Source organism: Buttiauxella sp. 3AFRM03 (genome assembly GCF_003675305.1).
Taxonomy (GTDB): Bacteria; Pseudomonadota; Gammaproteobacteria; order Enterobacterales; family Enterobacteriaceae; genus Buttiauxella; species Buttiauxella ferragutiae.
Map to the genome: position 1 here is coordinate 4,511,185 of NZ_CP033076.1, position 20,432 is coordinate 4,531,616.

At 48.9% G+C, this 20,432-nt stretch carries 20 protein-coding genes; 12 read left to right on the forward strand and 8 right to left on the reverse strand.

Going from position 1 to position 20,432, the window contains the following annotated elements; translation table 11 throughout:
• The first annotated feature begins 11 nt into the window (after positions 1–11).
• From D8682_RS22510 to hisP, 3 genes are read left to right on the forward strand one after another with little or no spacing between them, the layout of a single operon-like run.
• The gene (locus D8682_RS22510) at positions 12–698 is read left to right on the forward strand and encodes a histidine ABC transporter permease HisQ (protein ID WP_064544777.1); all 687 of its coding nucleotides are present in this window, start codon (positions 12–14) and stop codon (positions 696–698) included.
• Entirely contained in the window at positions 695–1,411 is a 717-nt protein-coding gene (locus D8682_RS22515; protein ID WP_064544779.1) for an ABC transporter permease, read from the forward strand. The genes D8682_RS22510 and D8682_RS22515 overlap by 4 nt, the downstream gene beginning before the upstream one ends.
• 10 nt (positions 1,412–1,421) lie before the next feature.
• Complete coding sequence (gene hisP, locus D8682_RS22520; protein ID WP_034497324.1) at positions 1,422–2,195, forward strand: histidine ABC transporter ATP-binding protein HisP; 774 nt, start codon at positions 1,422–1,424, stop codon at positions 2,193–2,195.
• Positions 2,196–2,273: 78 nt separating this feature from the next.
• Here the strand turns inward: hisP and D8682_RS22525 are convergent, their stop codons facing one another.
• The 3 genes from D8682_RS22525 to yfcG all read right to left on the reverse strand — a co-directional run bounded on the left by D8682_RS22525 (position 2,274) and on the right by yfcG (position 4,279).
• On the reverse strand, positions 2,274–3,167 hold the full coding sequence (locus D8682_RS22525; protein WP_064544781.1) for a TIGR01777 family oxidoreductase: 894 nt from the start codon (positions 3,165–3,167) through the stop codon (positions 2,274–2,276).
• A 16-nt stretch (positions 3,168–3,183) separates the two neighbouring features.
• Positions 3,184–3,558: a dihydroneopterin triphosphate 2'-epimerase gene (gene folX / locus D8682_RS22530; RefSeq protein ID WP_064544783.1), complete on the reverse strand. Its 375-nt coding sequence runs from the start codon at positions 3,556–3,558 to the stop codon at positions 3,184–3,186.
• Between the two features lie 91 nt (positions 3,559–3,649).
• Positions 3,650–4,279, reverse strand: coding sequence for a GSH-dependent disulfide bond oxidoreductase (gene yfcG, locus D8682_RS22535; RefSeq protein ID WP_064544785.1), 630 nt, complete (start codon positions 4,277–4,279; stop codon positions 3,650–3,652).
• 150 nt (positions 4,280–4,429) lie between these two features.
• Here yfcG and yfcF point away from each other — a divergent pair, with 150 nt between their 5' ends.
• The 3 genes from yfcF (at position 4,430) to yfcD (ending at position 6,345) form a co-directional block, all read left to right on the forward strand.
• Positions 4,430–5,074 (forward strand): glutathione transferase, encoded by a 645-nt coding sequence (gene yfcF / locus D8682_RS22540; RefSeq protein WP_121815180.1) that lies wholly within the window; start codon positions 4,430–4,432, stop codon positions 5,072–5,074.
• A gap of 56 nt (positions 5,075–5,130) precedes the next feature.
• Positions 5,131–5,682, forward strand: coding sequence for a phosphodiesterase (gene yfcE / locus D8682_RS22545; protein WP_064544790.1), 552 nt, complete (start codon positions 5,131–5,133; stop codon positions 5,680–5,682).
• 117 nt (positions 5,683–5,799) lie between these two features.
• Positions 5,800–6,345, forward strand: a complete 546-nt coding sequence (yfcD, locus tag D8682_RS22550; RefSeq protein ID WP_064544792.1) for an NUDIX hydrolase YfcD — start codon at positions 5,800–5,802, stop codon at positions 6,343–6,345.
• Between the two features lie 133 nt (positions 6,346–6,478).
• Here yfcD and D8682_RS22555 read toward each other — a convergent pair whose 3' ends face one another.
• The 3 genes from D8682_RS22555 to ackA all read right to left on the reverse strand — a co-directional run bounded on the left by D8682_RS22555 (position 6,479) and on the right by ackA (position 10,844).
• Positions 6,479–6,868, reverse strand: a complete 390-nt coding sequence (locus D8682_RS22555) for a hypothetical protein (protein WP_064544794.1) — start codon at positions 6,866–6,868, stop codon at positions 6,479–6,481.
• 497 nt (positions 6,869–7,365) lie between these two features.
• Positions 7,366–9,507 carry a phosphate acetyltransferase gene (pta, locus tag D8682_RS22565; RefSeq protein WP_064544798.1) on the reverse strand — a complete coding sequence of 714 codons (2,142 nt, stop codon included), beginning with the start codon at positions 9,505–9,507 and terminating at the stop codon, positions 7,366–7,368.
• A gap of 134 nt (positions 9,508–9,641) precedes the next feature.
• Positions 9,642–10,844, reverse strand: a complete 1,203-nt coding sequence (gene ackA / locus D8682_RS22570) for an acetate kinase (protein WP_121815181.1) — start codon at positions 10,842–10,844, stop codon at positions 9,642–9,644.
• A gap of 337 nt (positions 10,845–11,181) precedes the next feature.
• Between ackA and yfbV the strand changes: the two genes are divergently transcribed.
• The 4 genes from yfbV to D8682_RS22595 all read left to right on the forward strand — a co-directional run bounded on the left by yfbV (position 11,182) and on the right by D8682_RS22595 (position 14,791).
• On the forward strand, positions 11,182–11,637 hold the full coding sequence (gene yfbV, locus D8682_RS22580) for a terminus macrodomain insulation protein YfbV (RefSeq protein ID WP_064544802.1): 456 nt from the start codon (positions 11,182–11,184) through the stop codon (positions 11,635–11,637).
• A gap of 72 nt (positions 11,638–11,709) precedes the next feature.
• Entirely contained in the window at positions 11,710–12,204 is a 495-nt protein-coding gene (locus D8682_RS22585; protein ID WP_064544804.1) for a YfbU family protein, read from the forward strand.
• Complete coding sequence (locus tag D8682_RS22590) at positions 12,197–12,877, forward strand: sugar phosphatase (protein ID WP_121815183.1); 681 nt, start codon at positions 12,197–12,199, stop codon at positions 12,875–12,877. Before D8682_RS22585 ends, D8682_RS22590 begins: the two co-directional genes overlap by 8 nt.
• Before the next feature lie 81 nt (positions 12,878–12,958).
• Complete coding sequence (locus D8682_RS22595) at positions 12,959–14,791, forward strand: SLC13 family permease (RefSeq protein WP_064544809.1); 1,833 nt, start codon at positions 12,959–12,961, stop codon at positions 14,789–14,791.
• Positions 14,792–15,363: 572 nt separating this feature from the next.
• On the opposite strand, the gene yfbR is transcribed toward D8682_RS22595, so the two are convergent.
• The gene (gene yfbR / locus D8682_RS22600; RefSeq protein WP_064544811.1) at positions 15,364–15,963 is read right to left on the reverse strand and encodes a 5'-deoxynucleotidase; all 600 of its coding nucleotides are present in this window, start codon (positions 15,961–15,963) and stop codon (positions 15,364–15,366) included.
• Between the two features lie 80 nt (positions 15,964–16,043).
• A complete protein-coding gene (gene alaA / locus D8682_RS22605; RefSeq protein ID WP_064544813.1) occupies positions 16,044–17,258 on the reverse strand; it encodes an alanine transaminase AlaA in 1,215 nt (404 codons plus the stop codon).
• A 1,010-nt stretch (positions 17,259–18,268) separates the two neighbouring features.
• On the opposite strand from alaA, the gene lrhA reads away from it, so the two are divergent.
• Both lrhA and nuoA read left to right on the forward strand, forming a co-directional pair.
• On the forward strand, positions 18,269–19,204 hold the full coding sequence (lrhA, locus tag D8682_RS22610) for a transcriptional regulator LrhA (RefSeq protein WP_064544815.1): 936 nt from the start codon (positions 18,269–18,271) through the stop codon (positions 19,202–19,204).
• Positions 19,205–19,973: 769 nt separating this feature from the next.
• The gene (gene nuoA / locus D8682_RS22615; protein ID WP_064544817.1) at positions 19,974–20,420 is read left to right on the forward strand and encodes an NADH-quinone oxidoreductase subunit NuoA; all 447 of its coding nucleotides are present in this window, start codon (positions 19,974–19,976) and stop codon (positions 20,418–20,420) included.
• Positions 20,421–20,432: the final 12 nt, after the last annotated feature.

The following is a 20,432-nucleotide window of genomic DNA, read 5'->3' on the forward strand; positions in this document are numbered from 1 at the left end:
GGATACGCACCATGCTGTACGGTTTTTCAGAAGTCATTTTTAAAGGGGCGATCGTCACGCTGGAACTGGCGTTAAGCTCCGTTATCCTCGCCGTTATTATTGGCCTGGCGGGAGCTGGTGCTAAGTTATCCAAAAATCGCCCGTTAGCCATGCTGTTTGAAGGTTATACCACATTGATTCGTGGTGTTCCTGATCTGGTGCTAATGCTGCTGATTTTCTACGGCCTGCAAATGGCACTCAATGTGTTAACCGACTGGCTGGGCGCGTCTCAGTTTGATATCGACCCGATGGTGGCTGGTATCATTACACTCGGTTTTATCTACGGAGCCTATTTTACCGAAACCTTCCGTGGCGCTTTTATGGCGGTACCGAAAGGCCATATCGAAGCGGCAACCGCTTTTGGCTTCACCGGTTCGCAAACTTTCCGCCGTATTCTCTTCCCGGCCATGATGCGTTATGCGCTTCCGGGCATCGGTAATAACTGGCAGGTCATTTTAAAGTCCACTGCGCTGGTGTCGTTGTTAGGCCTGGAAGATGTGGTTAAAGCTACTCAACTGGCCGGGAAAAGCACCTGGCAGCCGTTCTACTTTGCGATTGTCGCTGGGCTTATCTACCTGTTCTTTACCACGGTATCGAACGGTGTGCTGCTCTGGCTTGAACGCCGTTACTCGGTTGGCGTGAAGAGGGCTGATCTATGATCGAAATTATTCAGGAGTACTGGAAAGCGCTGCTGTGGACAGACGGTTATCGCCTCACCGGTGTGGCTATCACGCTGTGGCTGTTGATTTCTTCGGTCGTGATGGGCGGGATTCTGGCGCTGTTCCTGGCAATTGGCCGTGTCTCAAGCAATAAGTTTATCGCGTTCCCTATCTGGCTGTTTACCTACATCTTCCGTGGTACACCGCTGTATGTGCAGTTGCTGGTGTTCTATTCCGGGATGTACACGCTGGAAGTGGTGAAAGGCACGGTGTTGCTCAATGAGTTTTTCCGCAGCGGCCTGAACTGTACGGTGCTGGCGCTGACGCTAAATACCTGTGCCTACACTACAGAAATCTTTGCCGGGGCGATTCGCTCTGTGCCGCACGGTGAAATTGAAGCGGCTCGTGCTTATGGTTTCTCGCCATTCAAATTATATCGTTGCATTATTTTGCCATCGGCGTTGCGTATCGCGCTGCCTGCGTACAGCAACGAAGTGATTTTGATGCTGCATTCTACGGCGCTGGCGTTTACCGCTACAGTGCCGGATTTGCTGAAGATCGCCCGCGATATCAACTCCGCTACCTACCAGCCGTTTACGGCCTTCGGGATTGCTGCGGTGCTGTACCTGTGTATTTCCTATGTGCTGATTAGATTGTTCCGCAAGGCTGAGCAACGCTGGTTGCAGCATGTTAAACCAAGCTCAACACATTGAGTGTGCAATGATGACTGATAAAAAATTAAGCGTTACCGACCTGCACAAGCGCTATGGGCAACATGAAGTGCTGAAAGGGGTTTCTTTACAAGCCAACGCTGGCGATGTCATAAGCATCATTGGCTCATCGGGTTCCGGTAAAAGTACCTTTTTACGCTGCATTAACTTCCTCGAAAAGCCGAGTGAAGGGACGATTGTCGTCAATAACCAGAACATAAACCTGGTGCGCGATACTGACGGGCAATTGAAAGTTGCCGATAAAAACCAACTCCGTTTGCTGCGTACGCGCCTGACGATGGTGTTCCAGCATTTTAACTTGTGGAGCCATATGACGGTGCTGGAAAACGTCATGGAAGCGCCGATTCAGGTGCTTGGCCTGAGCAAGCAAGAAGCGAAAGAACGTGCGGTTAAGTATCTGGCGAAAGTCGGCATTGACGAGCGCCAGCAGGTGAAATATCCGGTGCATCTGTCCGGCGGCCAGCAACAACGTGTTTCTATTGCCCGTGCGCTGGCGATGGAACCGGAAGTGTTGCTGTTCGATGAACCGACTTCCGCGCTCGACCCTGAGCTGGTAGGCGAAGTATTGCGTATCATGCAGAAACTGGCCGAAGAGGGGAAAACCATGGTGGTAGTCACGCATGAGATGGACTTTGCGCGCCACGTTTCAAACCATGTAATTTTCCTGCATCAGGGCTTAATCGAAGAAGAAGGGACGCCAGAAGAGTTGTTTGGTAACCCGAAAAGTGCGCGTTTGCAGCAGTTCTTGTCGGGATCGCTGAAATAATTCCCCCTCACCCTCTCCCCAGGGAGAGGGTGCTCGCTTTCCCCTTCTCCTGGGGAGAAGGTTGGATGAGGGCGTTTCCTACCGCACCACATCCCCAAGCGCTTCCTCAAGGTCATACCAACGAAAACCAAACCCGGACTCCTCAAGCCGCTTTGGCAATGCGCGTTGCCCGCCTAACACCAATACCGAAGATTCACCCATCATCATTCTTACCGCAGTTGCCGGTGCTCGCATAAACGCCGGGCGATTGAGTACGTGGCCGAGTGCATGAGAAAATTGTTCATTGCGAACCGGGTAGGGCGAAACCATGTTGAAAGGCCCGCGTAGATCGTTATCCAGCAACCACAGAATGCCGTTGACCATATCGTCGATATGAATCCATGCCAGATATTGCCGCCCATCGCCCATCGGCCCGCCCAGGCCTAAGCGGAAAATCGGCAGTAGTTTCGCCAGAATCCCGCCTTTTGGAGCCAGAACTACGCCGGTACGCAGCAGGCAGACACGTGTGTGCTCGCTCTGCGCGCCACAGGCGATTTGTTCCCAGCGGGCGCAGAGTTTATGGGTAAATTCATTGTGCGGCGGCTCATCTTCGTTGACGACCACTTCGCCGAGATCGCCGTAATAGCCTGCGGCTGAGCCGGAGATAAATACTGACGGCGGCGTTTGACTGGTTTTAAACATCTCGACCAGACGTTCGGTGATTTGCCAGCGGCTGTTACACAACCGTTGTTTTTGCGCTTCGGTCCAGCGTTTGTCAGCAATAGGTTCGCCCGCCAGATTGATGACGGCATCAAAGCCATCAAGACTGGAGTTCTCACTTAACCCTTTCCAAAGCATGACTTTTTGATCAAAAAGTACGCGGGCTTTCTCAGGGTTTCGAGTGACGACGGTGACATCGTGCCCTAATTCCAGCAAGCGCGGCACCAAATGGCGGCCAATCAATCCGGTTCCGCCGGTAATCAGTATCTGCATGGTCGTCTCCAGCTTATTACGCCTGGCGACGCCAACTCATCGTCATGGATACCGAGTCGGCATAACGCAGCGCGTGAAGTTTATCGATTTCCACTTCAGCATAAGACACCCACGGATGGTCGCATGCGATATCGAGCACATCCTGAGTTAATTTTTCTAACAATGAGAAGCGATGATTTTCAACCAACTGGATGATTTGTTTGGTAATGGTGCGGTAGTTCAGCGCATCGTTGATGTCTTCGCTGGCACGCGCTTTATCTGCCGGATAATGAATCGCGACGTTAACGACAATATCCTGGCGATTGGCAATTTCTTCTTCTTTGATGCCAATGAAAGTGCGCAGGCGTAAATTTTTAATTCGAATAATCGCGTCTGGTTGTGGGGATGACATTGCAGGTTGCCTCCATGTAGTAATTTCCGACCTAGACTATACCCAAAATGCATGAGGAAAAAAATTGCGCGCCTTGTCGGGCGCGCAGGGTTTAGTTTTGTTGCGCTTTCTCATAGGCGCGTTCGGTTGCCGGGCGTGAGCGGATTCTCTCAAACCAGTTTTGAACAGCAGGGAAGTGCGCCAGGTTTATGCGTTGGCGCTCATGGGAAACCGTCCACGGGTAAGTCGCAATATCGGCGATGCTGTACTCATCGCCGCCAAGCCACGGGGTTTTCTCCAGTTGCTTATTGAGAACGCCATATAAGCGTTGAGTTTCCACCTGGTAACGCTCAATGGCGTAGGGGACAGGCTGGGGGGCGAAATGATTAAAGTGGTGGTTCTGGCCGAGCATTGGGCCAAAACCACCGACTTGCCAGAACAGCCATTGCAGGGTGTGGGCGCGCTCACGCAAATCTTTACTCAATAGCTCGTTGGTCTTTTCGGCCAGATAAAGCAGGATTTCGCCTGACTCAAACAGGCTCAATGGGCCGCCACCATCGGTAGGATTCCTGTCGATAATTGCCGGAATTTTATTGTTCGGGGAAATCGCCAAAAAGGCAGGCTGAAACTGATCTCCTTTGCCAATATCAATACGATGAATGGTGTACTCCAGACCTGCCTCTTCCAGAAACAGCGTGATTTTGTGGCCGTTTGGTGTGGGTGCGTAGTAAAGGTCGATCATCTCATTACCATCCTGACATCAGTTTTCTTATAAACCTATGGAGTATAGACTTTTTGAAAAAACTGCTCTGTAGATGAGTTTTGCTCAAGTGACAGGCGTGATTTTCCGCTATATGTTCAATAGCCTGGGTAACTAAATCATGGGGATATTATGAGTCAGCCGACAATAACGCTTTGGTCCGATAGCAACTACTTTAGCCCGTATGTCATGTCTGTTTATGTTGCCTTGAGAGAGAAAGGTCTAAACTTCACGTTGCAAACTATCGACCTGAATAGCGGCCAAAATCTGCAACCTGGCTGGAAAGGGTATGACCTGACTCGCCGTGTCCCTGTCATTGCGGTCGATGATTTTGTACTGAGTGAGTCTTCGGCCATTACTGAATATCTCGAAGAACGTTTTGCTCCACCGACATGGGAGCGCATTTATCCACACGATCTGGAAAAACGTGCCAGGGCCCGCCAAATTCAGGCCTGGATCCGTAGCGATTTAATGCCGATTCGCGAAGTGCGTTCTACCGACGTTGTTTTCGCAGGAGTGAAGAAGCCACCATTAACAGAGCGTGGGCAGGGTGCGGCACAAAAACTTCTGGCTACCGTCGAGGGATTATTGCCCATCGGCCAGCAAAATTTGTTTGGTGAATGGTCAATTGCCGACCTGGATCTGGCATTGATGCTGAACCGTTTGATCTTAAATGGTGATGAAGTGCCTGAGCGCTTAGAAGAATACGCAACATTCCAATGGCAGCGGGCTTCGGTTCAGCGTTTTCTGGCACTTTCCGCAAAGCATTCTGGCTGATTCGTCCCATAATTCGTTATGATAAATTTGCTTATCATTAACAGGAATGTGGTTTTATGAAGCTAATGTTTGCCTCGGATATTCATGGTTCGCTACCCGCGACAGAACAAGTGTTGATGCACTTTGAACGTAGCGGTGCTAAATGGCTGATATTACTCGGTGACGTGTTGAATCACGGGCCGCGTAATGCCTTACCGGCGGGCTATAATCCAGGTGCTGTTGCTGAGAGATTTAACAGCATTGCGGATAAAATTATTGCGGTACGCGGGAACTGTGACAGCGAAGTCGATCAGATGCTGCTACATTTTCCGATTACCGCCCCCTGGCAACAGATTTTAATGGCTGACCAGCGTTTATTTGTGACGCATGGTCATTTATATAATCCTGACAAACTGCCGCCGCTGGCAGAAAATGACGTGCTGGTTTTTGGCCACACTCATTTACCATTGGCTGAAAAACAAGACACGGTTTATCTATTCAATCCAGGTTCGGTAAGTATCCCAAAAGGTGGGTTCGAAGCGAGTTACGGCATGCTAAACGATGGTGTTCTGAGCGTTCACGCACTGAATAACGATGGGGTTATTGCACAGGTGGAGATTACCCCGTAACTTACCTTAAAAATTAGACCCGTTAGCATTCGAGTTGCAGCCAACACCCCTGCAGCTTGAAGGATGACGGGTATAACCATTACGCGCCATAAGAGCGCCCTGAATAAGGTTTCCCCGATGGTGGAACAGAGTCATTTTGTTGGCACGGAATGGGTAGACATTGTCAATGAAGACAATGAAGTCATTGCGCAATCAAGCCGTGAGCAAATGCGCGCACAGCGTTTACGTCATCGCGCGACCTATATCGTTGTGCATGACGGTATGGGTAAAATTTTGGTGCAGCGCCGCACCGAAACTAAAGATTTTATGCCTGGTATGCTGGATGCCACTGCAGGTGGAGTGGTTCAGGCCGACGAGCAATTACTGGACTCTGCTCGCCGCGAGGCTGAAGAAGAACTGGGTATTGCGGGTGTGCCGTTTGCCGAGCATGGTCAGTTTTACTTTGAAGATGCCAATTGCCGCGTATGGGGAAGCCTGTTTAGCTGCGTTTCGCATGGCCCGTTCGCGTTGCAGGAAGAAGAAGTCAGCGAAGTGTGCTGGATGTCGCCAGAAGAGATTACTGCTCGCTGTGACGACTTCACGCCAGACTCTTTAAAAGCACTGGCATTATGGATGACCCGCAACGCTAAGAATGAATCTCAGCACACCGCTGCTGCGGAATAATTCATTTCTGATATTGTTTTCTGCGAGACCTGCCCCGGAAGTTAATTCCGGGGTGAGTGTAGAAAAATACACATTACGTTAATGGTACGAATGTTTTTTTACTTATAACCTCTTCCCCGTATTTACAATAACACTACAGTGCTCCGCTCGAATTAATAACTTCTTTAATTCTTCTGATTGCCACATGCACGTTTTTTGTCGAGTAACTAAAATAGTCCAGATGGATTATCTTTTTCTTATCAAACCCTCTGCGGGCAAACATAAATTTCAAACCTGGAATGACGACGATAATATCGAAGCCCTGAAGCTCGATTTCTTTTGCGTCAGCATAGGTCGTGTCTGACTCGACTAGCCATGGCAGATCAAGGCTTTCAACCTGTTTACGTAATGAATATATGTATTCATTGTGGTCGACGATAAAATGAGATAACGCGTTGCCTTGCATCATGATAGGGTTAAAACATATTGAAAAACTGGGTGTGCAAACAACACATATTTTCGTCATTCGGTTGCTGTTTTCCATATGGTTCTATTCCTGGTTTATTAGTCTGTGAACATCCAGAGGGTAAATTTTATGATGTTTTTGATTGTGTAAAAAACACCTATTATAAAAAACAGGGCAATAAACGTTAGTTTTGGATTCTCAACGCCTGGCGTAAAGGAGTACCAACCTGAAAATGTTAAGCTCGAAATGACATAGGTCAAATATAACAATAAAATATTGTCGGTGTATTTTTTCCGCATAGTCACAATGTCCTTTTGTCATAAATAATGATGGGTAAGAATTGGTGATTAGCAATGAGTGGCACTTTTCTTTAAAAGCCTGAAATTTCTTTTTTGTGCAAAAAGTGCTATTACAATATCCATACTATAAAAGTGTATTAGTAGAATTAATATGTAATTTTTTGTAAATTTGCGCGAGATGAAACGAATGGACAGTCGTTGTATGTGATGTGCAGTGGGGAAGAACCAATAAAAAAGGCCGCATATCAATGCGGCCTTTTTGCTTCTCTTAAAGATTTAGTCTTGTTGAGAAGACTGAATCGCCGTCAGAGCGATGGTGTAAACGATATCGTCTACCAGTGCGCCACGAGACAGGTCGTTGACTGGTTTACGCATACCTTGCAGCATTGGCCCGATGGAGATCAGGTCTGCTGAGCGCTGTACCGCTTTATAGGTGGTGTTACCGGTGTTCAGGTCTGGGAAGATGAACACGGTAGCGCGACCCGCAACCGGTGAGTTTGGCGCTTTGGACTTAGCAACGTCAGCCATCACTGCGGCGTCGTACTGCAACGGACCATCGATAACCAGGTCAGGACGTTTTTCTTGAGCAATACGTGTAGCTTCACGTACTTTTTCAACATCGCTACCTGCACCAGAAGTCCCGGTGGAGTAGGACAGCATTGCAACGCGTGGGTCGATACCGAATGCAGCAGCGGAATCCGCAGACTGAATGGCGATTTCTGCCAGTTGCTCAGCAGTTGGATCCGGGTTGATCGCGCAGTCGCCGTAAACGTAAACCTGTTCTGGCAGCAGCATGAAGAACACAGAAGAAACCAAAGAGCTACCTGGTGCAGTTTTGATCAGCTGCAACGGTGGACGAATGGTGTTCGCGGTGGTGTGAACAGCACCGGAAACCAGACCGTCAACTTCGTCTTGCTCAAGCATCAATGTACCCAGCACTACGTTGTCTTCCAGTTGCTCACGCGCAACGGCTTCGGTCATGCCTTTGCTCTTACGCAGCTCAACCAGACGTGCAACGTAGCTTTCGCGAACCACTTCAGGGTCAACGATTTCGATGCCTGCACTCAACTCAACGCCTTGTGCTGCTGCAACACGGGTGATTTCATCCGGGTTACCCAACAGTACGCAAGTTGCGATACCACGTTCAGCACAGATAGATGCCGCTTTCACGGTACGTGGCTCTTCGCCTTCCGGCAGCACAACACGTTTACCGGCTTTACGCGCCAGTTCAGTCAGCTGGTAGCGGAACGCTGGAGGAGACAGACGACGGCTGCGCTCTGAAGTTGCAGTCAGAGACTCGATCCAGTCTGCATCGATGTGGCTTGCCACATATTCCTGCACTTTCTCGATACGCTGATGGTCATCAGTTGGGACTTCCAGGTTGAAGCTTTGCAGGCTCAGGGAAGTCTGCCAGGTGTTGGTATCAACCATGAACAGCGGCAGGCCAGTGGCAAATGCACGCTCACACAGTTTGGTGACGCGTGGGTCCATTTCGTAGCCACCAGTCAGCAGAACTGCACCGATGTCTACACCGTTCATGGCGGCCAGGCACGCGGCAACCAGCACGTCTGGACGGTCTGCAGAAGTGACCAGCAGAGAACCCGGACGGAAGTGTTCCAGCATGTGCGGGATGCTGCGCGCACAGAAGGTTACAGACTTCACGCGACGAGTTTTGATATCGCCTTCGTTGATGATGGTTGCGTTCAGGTGACGCGCCATATCGATTGCACGTGTGGCAATCAGATCGAAGCTCCACGGCACACAACCCAGAACTGGCAGCGGGCTGTCAGCAAACAGGGATTTAGGATCGATATTAGCGATGCTCGCTTTTGTGGAGTCATCAAAAATTTCGGACAGATCGGGACGGGTACGACCCTGCTCATCAACTGGGGCATTCAGTTTGTTAATGATAACGCCAGTGATGTTGGTGTTCTTGCTGCCACCGAAGCTGCTACGAGCCAGTTCGATACGCTCTTTCATCTGCTCTGGGGAGTTGTTACCCAGGGACATGACGAAGACGATTTCAGCGTTCAGTGTTTTTGCGATTTCGTAGTTCAGAGACTGCGCAAACTGATGTTTACGAGTCGGAACCAGACCTTCAACCAGAACCACTTCAGCGTCTTTGCTGCTGGTGTGGAAGTTGGCGATGATCTCTTCCATCAGCACGTCTTGTTGGTTGCTGGACAACAGCGACTCAACGTGGTTCATGTGCAGCGGTTCAGCAGTAGGGATGCTGGAGTTTGCACGCACGATGCTGGTGGTTTGATCTGGAGTATCGTCACCGGTACGCGGTTGGGCGATAGGTTTGAAAACGCTAAGGCGAACGCCTTTTTGTTCCATAGCACGGATAACACCAAGGCTGACGCTGGTCAGGCCGACGCTGGTTCCGGTAGGGATCAACATAATAGTACGGGACACGGTATAACCTCTTTGTCTTTACCCTTCATACTTCAAGTTGCAGGGGTGTTGGCTGCAACTCGAATTATTTTGGGTATAGCCCTTTTCAGGGTTCAGAAAACAACACCGCCAGCGAAGGCTGGCGGTAAGGAGAATCAAGCGGTCAGGCGAGATGCATCCTGAGCGATAACCAGTTCTTCGTTGGTCGGAATGACCATCGCAGGAACGGTACCCTCTTTGTTGATGTAGCCTGATTTGCCGAAACGAGCAGCCAGGTTGCGTTCGTGGTCAACTTCAAAGCCCAGAACGCCCAGTTTGCCCAGAGACAGTTCACGTACCATTGCTGCGTTTTCACCAATACCACCAGTGAACACAACGCCGTCCAGACGACCTTCCATCAGCGCAGTGTAAGAGCCGATGTATTTCGCCAGGCGATGGCAGAACACGTCCATTGCACGTTTAGCATCTTCTTTAGTGGTGTAGTTATCTTCAACATAACGGCAGTCGCTGGTGACTTCAGTCAGACCCAACAGGCCAGATTCTTTAGTCAGCATTTTGTTGATGTCATCAACGCTCATGCCCAGGGAGTCATGCAGGTGGAAGATAATCGCAGGATCGATGTCACCAGAACGAGTACCCATTACCAGGCCTTCCAGTGGAGTCAGACCCATAGAGGTGTCAACACACTGGCCGTTACGGATAGCAGAAACAGAACCGCCGTTGCCCAGGTGGCAAGTGATGATGTTCACTTCTTCCACTGGCTTGTTCAGCATTTTTGCGGCTTCTTGAGTCACATAGAAGTGGCTGGTGCCGTGTGCACCGTAGCGACGAACGCCGTGCTCTTTATACAGTTTGTACGGCAGAGCATAGAGGTAAGATTCTTCTGGCATGGTCTGATGGAACGCGGTGTCAAACACAGCAACGTTTTTATCAGCCAGTTTAGGGAAGGATTTCAGTGCTTCTGCGATACCGATCAGGTGCGCTGGGTTATGCAGTGGTGCAAAAGAAGCAGTATCTTTGATACCCTGAATCACGGTCTCGTCGATAACAACGGAGCTGGTGTACTTCTCGCCGCCGTGAACAACACGGTGACCGATAGCAGTCAGTTGCTCGGACAATTCAGGTTTTTGTGCCAAAATGGTATTAACCATAAAGTTCAGAGCTTCGCTGTGAGCGGCGCCTGCGCCCAAAGCCGCTTCTTGTTTACCGCCATCCATTTTCCACTTGATACGTGCTTCAGGAAGATGGAAACATTCGGCTAAACCAGAGAGGTACTCATCACCGTTTAACGCATCAATAATTGCGAATTTCAGTGAAGAGCTACCGCAGTTCAGAACCAGTACTAGCTTACTCGACATGGAAGTACCTACTTTTATACGTGGCTAAAAAAACGTCAGTGAGTCTCTCAGCGTAGCGCATGATGAGCCTGACATTTATGATTAACGTCATGCCAGAAGCGTTTTTTTTGGCATGGCGAATAAATACTCTAATGTTTACGCCATCTTGCACGTTTATTCGGCGATGGCTAACAGAGCAAAAATTTGACAACCTGCGGTTTCCCTTCTATGGCCGTCAAAGGCCGGCACAGGATACCTGATTGCGATGGCTAAAGACAAAAGTTTTTGAACCATGTAATTTAGAGTTGTTAAGTTGCACAAAAATTTTATTTTTTATATGTGAAGTTGAGGTAAAGCCATGTCAACACCCCAAAATAGCCATGTAAGTTGGTTTAGTCTGTTCAGCCGTGGACAACACTATTCAAAGACCTGGCCTGTTGATAAACGCCTCGCGCCTATCTTTGTAGAAAACCGTGTGATCCGCGCCACGCGTTTTGCCATCCGCTTTATGCCTCCACTCGCTGTGTTTACGCTGACCTGGCAAATTGCCCTTGGCGGCCAACTTGGCCCCGCCGTTGCCACCGCTTTATTCGCCTGTAGTCTGCCGATGCAGGGGTTATGGTGGTTAGGTAAACGTTCCGTGACGCCACTTCCGCCATCCATTTTGAGCTGGTTCTACGAAGTCCGTGGCAAATTGCAGGAAGCTGGGCAGGCGCTGGCGCCAATCGAAGGCAAGCCAGACTACCAGGCGCTGGCAGAAGTTTTGAAACGTGCGTTCAAGCAGTTGGATAAAACTTTTCTGGATGATTTGTAAAGTCCCTGCCGTTACGCATATAAAGAAGGATATTTTTTCGCAGGATTAATCCTGCGCAACAGGAGCTAAGAAATGGAAATGACTAACGCCCAGCGTCTGATTTTATCTAATCAGTACAAAATGATGACCATGCTCGACCCGGACAACGCCGAGCGTTATCGTCGCCTGCAAACGATCATCGAGCGCGGTTACGGCCTACAAATGCGCGAACTGGATCGGGAGTTCGGTGAGCTGACAGAAGAAACCTGCCGCACAGTTATCGATATCATGGAGATGTATCACGCTCTGCATGTCTCCTGGACTAACCTGAAAGACAACCAGGAAATCGACGAGCGTCGTGTGACTTTCCTTGGTTTTGATGCAGCAACTGAAGCGCGTTTCCTGGGCTATGTTCGCTTTATGGTGAACATTGAAGGCCGTTATGCTCATTTTGATGCGGGCACTCATGGCTTCAATGCGCAGACCCCAATGTGGGAAAAATATCAGCGTATGTTAAAAGTCTGGCAGTCTTGCCCACGTCAGTACCATTTAAGTGCGAACGAGATCGCGCAAATTATTAATGCCTGAGGGGAGAAGCGTAGTGAAGTGCAAAGGTTTCTTGTTTGATTTGGATGGGACGCTGGTTGATTCTCTGCCAGCCGTCGAACGAGCCTGGATTAACTGGGCAAAGCGCTTCGATATTTCGCCACAGGAAGTTTTAGGTTTCATTCATGGTAAACAGGCGATCACTTCGTTACGTCACTTTATGGCGGGCGCGCCTGAAGAAGAGATTCAGCAGGAGTTTTTGCGTCTTGAAAAAATCGAGTCTGAAGACACCGACGGCATTGTGGCGCTGCCTGGTGCCGTTGAGCTGCTGGCTCATTTGAACGAGGCGGGCATTCCGTGGGCTATCGTGACTTCGGGTTCATACCCGGTAGCGTCTGCTCGTCGTGCTGCGGGTGGTTTACCTAAGCCCGAAGTGCTGGTCACCGCTGAACGTGTTGCTCGTGGGAAGCCAGAGCCTGATGCCTACTTGCTCGGTGCGCAACTGCTTGGCCTCGAGCCAGAAGAGTGCGTAGTGGTCGAAGACGCGCCAGCTGGCGTGTTGTCGGGTTTAGCCGCGGGCTGCCATGTGATAGCCGTTAATGCTCCAGTAGATACGCCACGCCTTGAGCATGTCGATTATGTGTTGCATTCACTGACTGAGCTTCTGGTTCAAAAGTTGTCTGATGGCACCGTCGAAGTGTTTAGAAAACACTGAACACATGATTTAGCCCCGCGATAGCGGGGCTTTTTTATGGCAAAATTTTATCCCCCTGAGACAACTACATAAGGAATTGTTTTGAACTCAGAACTGGTTTGGGTTTTATCACTCTTAGCGATTGCAGTGGTGATGTTCGCCACTGGTAAAGTACGTATGGATGCGGTCGCATTACTGGTTATCATCGCTTTTGTCCTTAGCGGGACACTCACTCTTAGCGAAGCCTTCTCGGGCTTTAGCGACCCCAACGTTATTCTGATTGCTGCGTTATTTATTATTGGCGATGGCCTGGTGCGCACCGGCGTTGCCACCAAAATGGGCTCCTGGCTGGTGGATGTGGCGGGCAGCAGTGAAACCAAAATGCTGGTTTTGCTGATGCTAACCGTTGCCGGACTGGGCGCATTTATGAGCTCGACGGGCGTGGTGGCGATCTTTATCCCAGTAGTACTCAGCGTTTCAATGCGCATGAAAATTTCACCGTCGCGCTTAATGATGCCCCTGAGTTTTGCGGGGTTGATAAGCGGCATGATGACGCTGGTCGCGACTCCGCCAAACCTGGTGGTTAACAGCGAACTGTTGCGCGAAGGTTTGCAGGGCTTTCAATTCTTTAGTGTTACGCCAATCGGTCTGGTTATTTTGCTGTTGGGCATCGGCTACATGCTTATCGCACGCTTTGCGTTAAACGGGCAGAAAAAAGACGACGGCAAACAACACTGGCGACGCCGCACGTTTCGCGACCTGATTAAAGATTATCGGCTAACCGGACGCGCGCGTCGTCTGGCGATTCGCCCTGGCTCACCGATGGTTGGTCGCCGTCTTGATGATTTAAAGCTGCGTGAGCGCTATGGCGCAAACGTGATTGGCCTTGAGCGTTGGCGCAAATTCCGCAAGGTTATCGTTAATGTTACGGGCGTCACCGAATTCCGCGCTCGCGACGTTTTGCTTATCGATATGTCGGCTTCTGAAGTCGATCTGCGTGAGTTTTGTAGCGAGCAAATGCTGGAGCCGATGATACTGCGCGGCGAGTATTTCTCGGACCAGGCGCTGGATGTTGGCATGGCGGAAGTGTCGCTTATCCCGGAATCAGAATTAATTGGGCAAACGCTGCGCGAAATAGGTTTCCGTACGCGTTACGGATTGAACGTTGTCGGATTGCGTCGCAATGGCGCAGCGCTGGAAGGTCTGCTGGTAGATGAAGCTTTGCAATTGGGCGATATTTTGCTGGTGGTCGGTGACTGGAAACTGATTAGCCAGCTGCAACTAAAAGGCCGAGATTTTCTGGTACTCAATTTGCCAGTGGAAGAGGGTGAGGCATCACCTGCTCACAGCCAGGCTCCCCACGCGATTTTCTGCCTGGCGCTGATGGTTGCCCTGATGCTGACTGACGAAATCCCTAATACCATTGCGGCGATTATCGCTTGTTTGTTGATGGGAAAATTCCGCTGCATCGACATGGAAAGTGCTTATAAAGCGGTGCATTGGCCAAGCATTATCTTGATTGTCGGGATGATGCCGTTTGCACTTGCGCTGCAAAAAACTGGTGGCGTGGATTTGATAGTTAACGGGCTGATGCAGATGGGTGGGGGTTATGGCCCATACCTGATGTTGGTTTGCCTGTTCGTTATGTGCGCCGCGATTGGTCTGTTTATCTCGAACACGGCAACGGCGGTTCTGATGGCACCGATTGCGTTAGCGGCGGCAAAAACGATGGGCGTCTCGCCTTATCCATTTGCGATGATTGTGGCGCTTGCAGCCTCTGCGGCATTTATGACTCCGGTATCTTCACCGGTTAATACTCTGGTCCTGGGGCCGGGGAACTATAAGTTCAGTGATTTTGTGAAGATGGGCGTGCCATTTACCGTCATCGTGATGGTGGTGAGTGTGGTGATGGTGCCGATGCTGTTTCCATTCTAAAACAACCCTCACCCTGAGGGAGGTGTCTCTTGGTCACACTTTGAGGGGCGGTTCCTGCCGATCCGGAGAAGGTACCGTTCACCAGGCGATTGAATGTATATGTCGCTAATGAACCGGTGAACGTCTTAGGGTGACCACCGTCGTCACCCTAAGAAGCCGGACTTCCGGCAAATAAATCGCCGCAAGCGGTAAACCTCCATTTTGCCTCCGTGTCAGGGTCGGTTGCGATTCGTTTATTCGGCACAGGGATGTGCCGAATAAACGAATCGCGAACGACCCCGAATGTAGGGTGAAAAACGGTGTTTACCGCTTTAGCGCGATTGATTTTCCGGGCGCCTGGATTATCAAGGGGTTGGCGTTAACACCTTGATACGTTCACCGTTTTCGGGAATTAAAGAGATAACTGAAAACACGGGTGAACGGAAAACCTGCGAGGCTAACAGATCTTACCCTGACAAAATTGCCAGAGTGAGTTGTGTATAAGAGACAGCCCTGAGGGAGAGGGGGAACACCAATCCGGACAATTCCCTCTCCTGGGGGAGAGGGTTAGGGTGAGGGCGCAATATCCAGAGTTAAAGCGGCGAATCCTGGCTAATCTCATCGAGCGAAAGCTGGAAACTTGGCACAAACACATTCATGAAGTAATCCATCTCTTCGCTGTGGCGATCCGCCAGCGTTTTTTCGAGTCGGCTTTTTGCCAGCAAGAATTCATTGTTACCCGCAGAGAGTTCTTCGAGGCATTTCAGATACGCACATAGCGCATCAGCCTGTTTGACGATGGCGCGATCTTCTTCGCTGCTCTGATGTTCATCAATTAGCGGTGCCCAAATATCGCGTAACTCTTCTGGCACCATATCGATCAATTTCTGCTGCGCAATTTTCTCGATAGCTTTGTATTCGTGGGCTATTTGCGTGTTGAAATATTTCACCGGAGTCGGCAGGTCACCGGTCAGCACTTCACTGGCGTCGTGATACATCGCTAAGAGTGCGACATGCTCAGCGTTAACCTGCCCGTTAAATTTTCGGTTCTTGATCACGGCTAAGGCATGAGCAACCATCGCGACTTGTAGACTATGCTCCGAAACATTTTCGGTACGCACATTGCGCATCAGTGGCCAACGATTGATTAATTTCAGACGTGAAAGGTGGGCAAAGAAATGGCTCTGGCTCATGGGTACACTCGGGGTCTACTGCAAAGAAAACCATTGTGCGGGGAGTCGGGGGAAGATGCAAACATCTCCCCCCGTGGGTATTACTGGTGGTAATGACCGAGGAAGCGACCAAACTTATTGATAGCCATATCCAGCTCATCAACGCGCGGTAAAGTCACGATACGCACATGATCAGGCCACGGCCAGTTAAACGCTGTTCCTTGAACTAACAGCACTTTTTCTTGCAACAAGAAATCCAGCACCATTTTTTGGTCGTCATGGATATTAAAGCGCTTAGCGTCAATTTTAGGGAACATATACAGCGCACCGCGTGGTTTCACGCATGACACCCCGGGAATATCGTTTAGCAATTCCCATGCCCGGTTACGCTGTTCATACAGACGCCCACCCGGTGCAATAAATTCGCTGATGCTTTGATAACCGCCAAGTGCGGTTTGAATGGAATGCTGTGCCGGAACGTTGGCACACAGGCGCATTGACGCCAGCATCTCCAGCCCTTCAATATAACCTTTCGCGTGTTTCTTCGGCCCATTCAGAACCATCCAGCCCTGGCGGAAACCGGCAACACGGTAAGTTTTCGACAAACCATTAAAGGTAATTGTCAGCAGATCTGGCGCGAGTGCTGCAATTGAATGGTGCTGGGCTTCGTCGTACAGAATCTTGTCGTAAATTTCATCCGCAAAAATAATCAAATTATGCTGGCGGGCGATTTCAACAATTTCCAGCAGCAGTTCTTTGGAATAGACCGCACCGGTAGGGTTGTTCGGGTTAATAATCACAATACCGCGGGTACGAGGTGTGATTTTAGAACGAATATCATCAAGGTCCGGGAACCAGTCGGACGACTCATCACATAAATAGTGAACAGCTTTGCCACTCGATAGTGAAACTGCGGCGGTCCATAAAGGATAATCAGGCGCAGGGACCAGCATCTCATCACCGCTGTTAAGCAATGCCTGCATAGATTGAACAATAAGTTCAGATACACCGTTACCGATGTAGATGTCTTCAACCGTCACATCCCGCATTTCACGTGCCTGATAATGCTGCATGATGGCTTTACGTGCGGAGTAGAGTCCTTTCGAGTCGCAATACCCTTGCGCTGTAGGCAGGTTACGAATCACATCGACAAGGATCTCATCCGGGGCATCAAAGCCGAATGGCGCTGGGTTGCCAATATTCAGTTTGAGGACTTTGTTTCCTTCTTCTTCGAGGCGTTTCGCCTCTTTGAGAACCGGGCCACGGATGTCGTAACAGACGTTATCAAGTTTGCTGGATTTTTCGATTGGGGACATGAACCTGACCTTAAATGTTAGCGCCACTTCCTGCCGTGGAAGCGACCAGGGAACAATGTACTCCTGCGCCGCACAGATTTGAAGGTTATCGAAGCGCCAAATAGTAATAAATCTTCAATTTTGAGAGTGGTAGTAAATTGCTGTTGAATAGTGATTTTGCAGGATTATATGTTGATGATCATATCAATATTGACCGAAAATATAGGTTATTGAGTTGTTTGCCATGGTAGTCACTGCGTTAATGCATAGAGTGCAGTCAGTCATGCTGACCGAAATGCGAATTATATTGAGTAATAGTTAAGGAAAATTGAATATTCATGCTTATGGTTAAATGAAGTGCATTAGTGCGAGTTAATAATATGTATATAAAAATAACCGAGTATGTGATTAATATAAACAAGGAATATAGTTAAATTGCTTCTCTTTTAGCTTGTAGAATTTTGGACATTTCTGCGAATAAGCTACTGATGAATGAATTAAAAAAGAGAATGAGATCGGATAATTCGCAACAAAAGTTATGGGATGGCGTGTTTTGCGGTAAGATACACTACTGAAAATGGTAGGTGGTTTTCGGTATAAATAACGCAACTCCATGTTTTATGGTGGGTTGGTTTGTCTGCGTTGTAGTGTGTCAATTGCCAGTACAATGAAGTGACTTAAAGAAAATCCCCATCCTGTTTACACTTGTTTCTGCTATGAGTTGAATAAATAAAGCTCAGTACTGAAGTGGATTTACAATAATTACTCAGTTTTAATTTCAGTGACTAGTACGTTAAGACGAATGTTTGTATGTTGTTAACGACAGTATAATATCCCAGAAATACGTGCTTTGCATTATTGCTTCGCGTACCTCTGGCAGTATGAAAAATAAATAAGTCAGAACGGCTGTCAGGATGACGGTGCTCCCCTTCGGGAGGCGTTCTGTAAAAGGGAATTGCTTTATCTTTTTGATAAATCACAGCAATAAAACTAAGGCAGACTCGTAAGAGCAACCTGATAGTGAAAAAATTATGATTAACGCAAATCGTCCGATACTCAATCTCGACCTCGATCTGCTCAGGACTTTTGTTGCCGTAGCGGATCTGAATACTTTTGCCGCTGCAGCCGTTGCGGTTTGCCGCACTCAATCGGCTGTAAGCCAGCAGATGCAGCGCCTTGAACAGTTAGTAGGAAAAGAGCTTTTTGCCCGTCATGGCCGTAATAAACTGCTGACCGAGCACGGTATCCAGCTCCTTGGTTATGCGCGAAAGATTCTGCGTTTTAATGATGAAGCTTGTACTTCGCTAATGTTTAGTAATTTGCAGGGCGTATTAACGATTGGAGCATCTGATGAAACTGCGGATACCATCCTGCCGTTTCTGCTTAACCGGATAAGCTCGGTGTACCCTAAATTGGCGTTGGATGTGCGTGTTAAACGTAATCCGTTTATGGTTGAAATGCTTAATCAGCAGGAAGTGGATCTCGTCGTCACGACGTCGAAACCTGCGCATTTTGAATCCATTGTGTTACGGACTTCGCCAACTTTATGGTACTGCGCCGCTGATTACGTGTTCCAGAAAGGTGAAACGGTGCCTTTAGTGGTGCTCGATAACCCTAGCCCGTACCGTGACATGATGATTGAACAACTCAACGCTGCACGCATTCCGTGGCGTATTGCTTATGTTGCGTCAACACTTTCTGCTGTACGCGCTGCGGTAAAAGCCGGGTTGGGGATTACATCACGGCCTGTAGAAATGATGAGCCCAGAACTGCGCGTGCTTGGAGGTGCCGATGGTTTGCCAGCGATGCCTGATACGCAATACATGCTGTGCCGTAATTTGCAAACCACTAATGATTTAGCTCAGGCTATTTTCAGTGCGCTGGAAAACAACCCGAATCCATATCGTTACGTGGTTTCCTCAGACGAGGACGGCGATACCATGTTGATGGAAGGCGATTTCGAGTAACGCATTCCCCGTCATAATTCGAGTAGCAGGGGTGTTGGCTGCACTATTCGGCTCATCCACGAGCCTCACCCCTTTGGGGCCGCCGCAAGCGGCGTTCAAATCTGCCTACCTGCAACTCGAATTATTTAGGGGATGTAGCCGTCATAAGGGTTTGTTAGTAACAATTTATGAAATTCGAAAACAGGTCATTGAGCACTTTTTGGGTCTCAATGGCTTGTTTTTTAATCAGTGAACGTTAAGTTGACGGGTGTTTTGTAAAAACACGTTTTAAAACAATCTACTTTACCTCCTCTTTGTCACCTGTCTTCTCCTGCTAGCCTACTAATCAACTCGTGTTTAATTGTTAAAAAATACGCTGCAATGTTGTCATTTTTTGATATGAATTAACAGAAGCGTGTCTCAGATCAAGAAAATACTCCCTATAGGGGGGATGAATAGTTGAGAAATCCTGCCAAAATAGAGCAGCAGTTAATTTTTTCCTCCTTAACGGACACGATTCACCTTCATTAAAACCGAGTTAATAACTCGGCGTTACTAGCTTTTAAGGTACTTAATGTTAATGAAGTTGGCTTCATGTAAATTAATGTGTGGATACTTTTGTTAAAGTTGACAAAAGGTTATAGAAAGGAGTAAAAAAACCCATCAATGTGCTGGTAAAGTTTTGATTCCGGCAGTTATTGTAAGGTTTATTGTTCCTCCCCATGAATCGATGTGGTGTTCATCTGCCAGCAAGAGCAGAGACTTTGGCGCCACTTTTGATGAGTAAGCAATGAGTATGTCAACATCCACTGAAGTTATCGCTCACCATTGGGCGTTCGCAGTCTTTCTTATTGTTGCCATAGGCCTGTGTTGCGTAATGCTTCTCGGGGCCTGGTTCCTTGGCGGGAGAGCTAAGGGTCGGCACAAAAACACTCCCTTCGAGTCAGGTATCGACTCAGTTGGTACAGCGCGCTTACGCCTATCCGCTAAGTTCTACTTGGTTGCCATGTTCTTCGTCATCTTCGACGTGGAAGCCTTGTATCTCTACGCGTGGTCAGTGTCTATTCGTGAAAGCGGATGGGTAGGCTTCGTCGAGGCCGCAATTTTCATTTTTGTGCTACTGGCAGGCCTGGTGTATCTCGTGCGCATTGGCGCGCTTGATTGGACTCCCGCGCGTTCGCGTCGCGCCCATATCAACCCAGAAACCGACAGTATTACTAACCGTCATACGCAGTAAAAATGAGGCAAT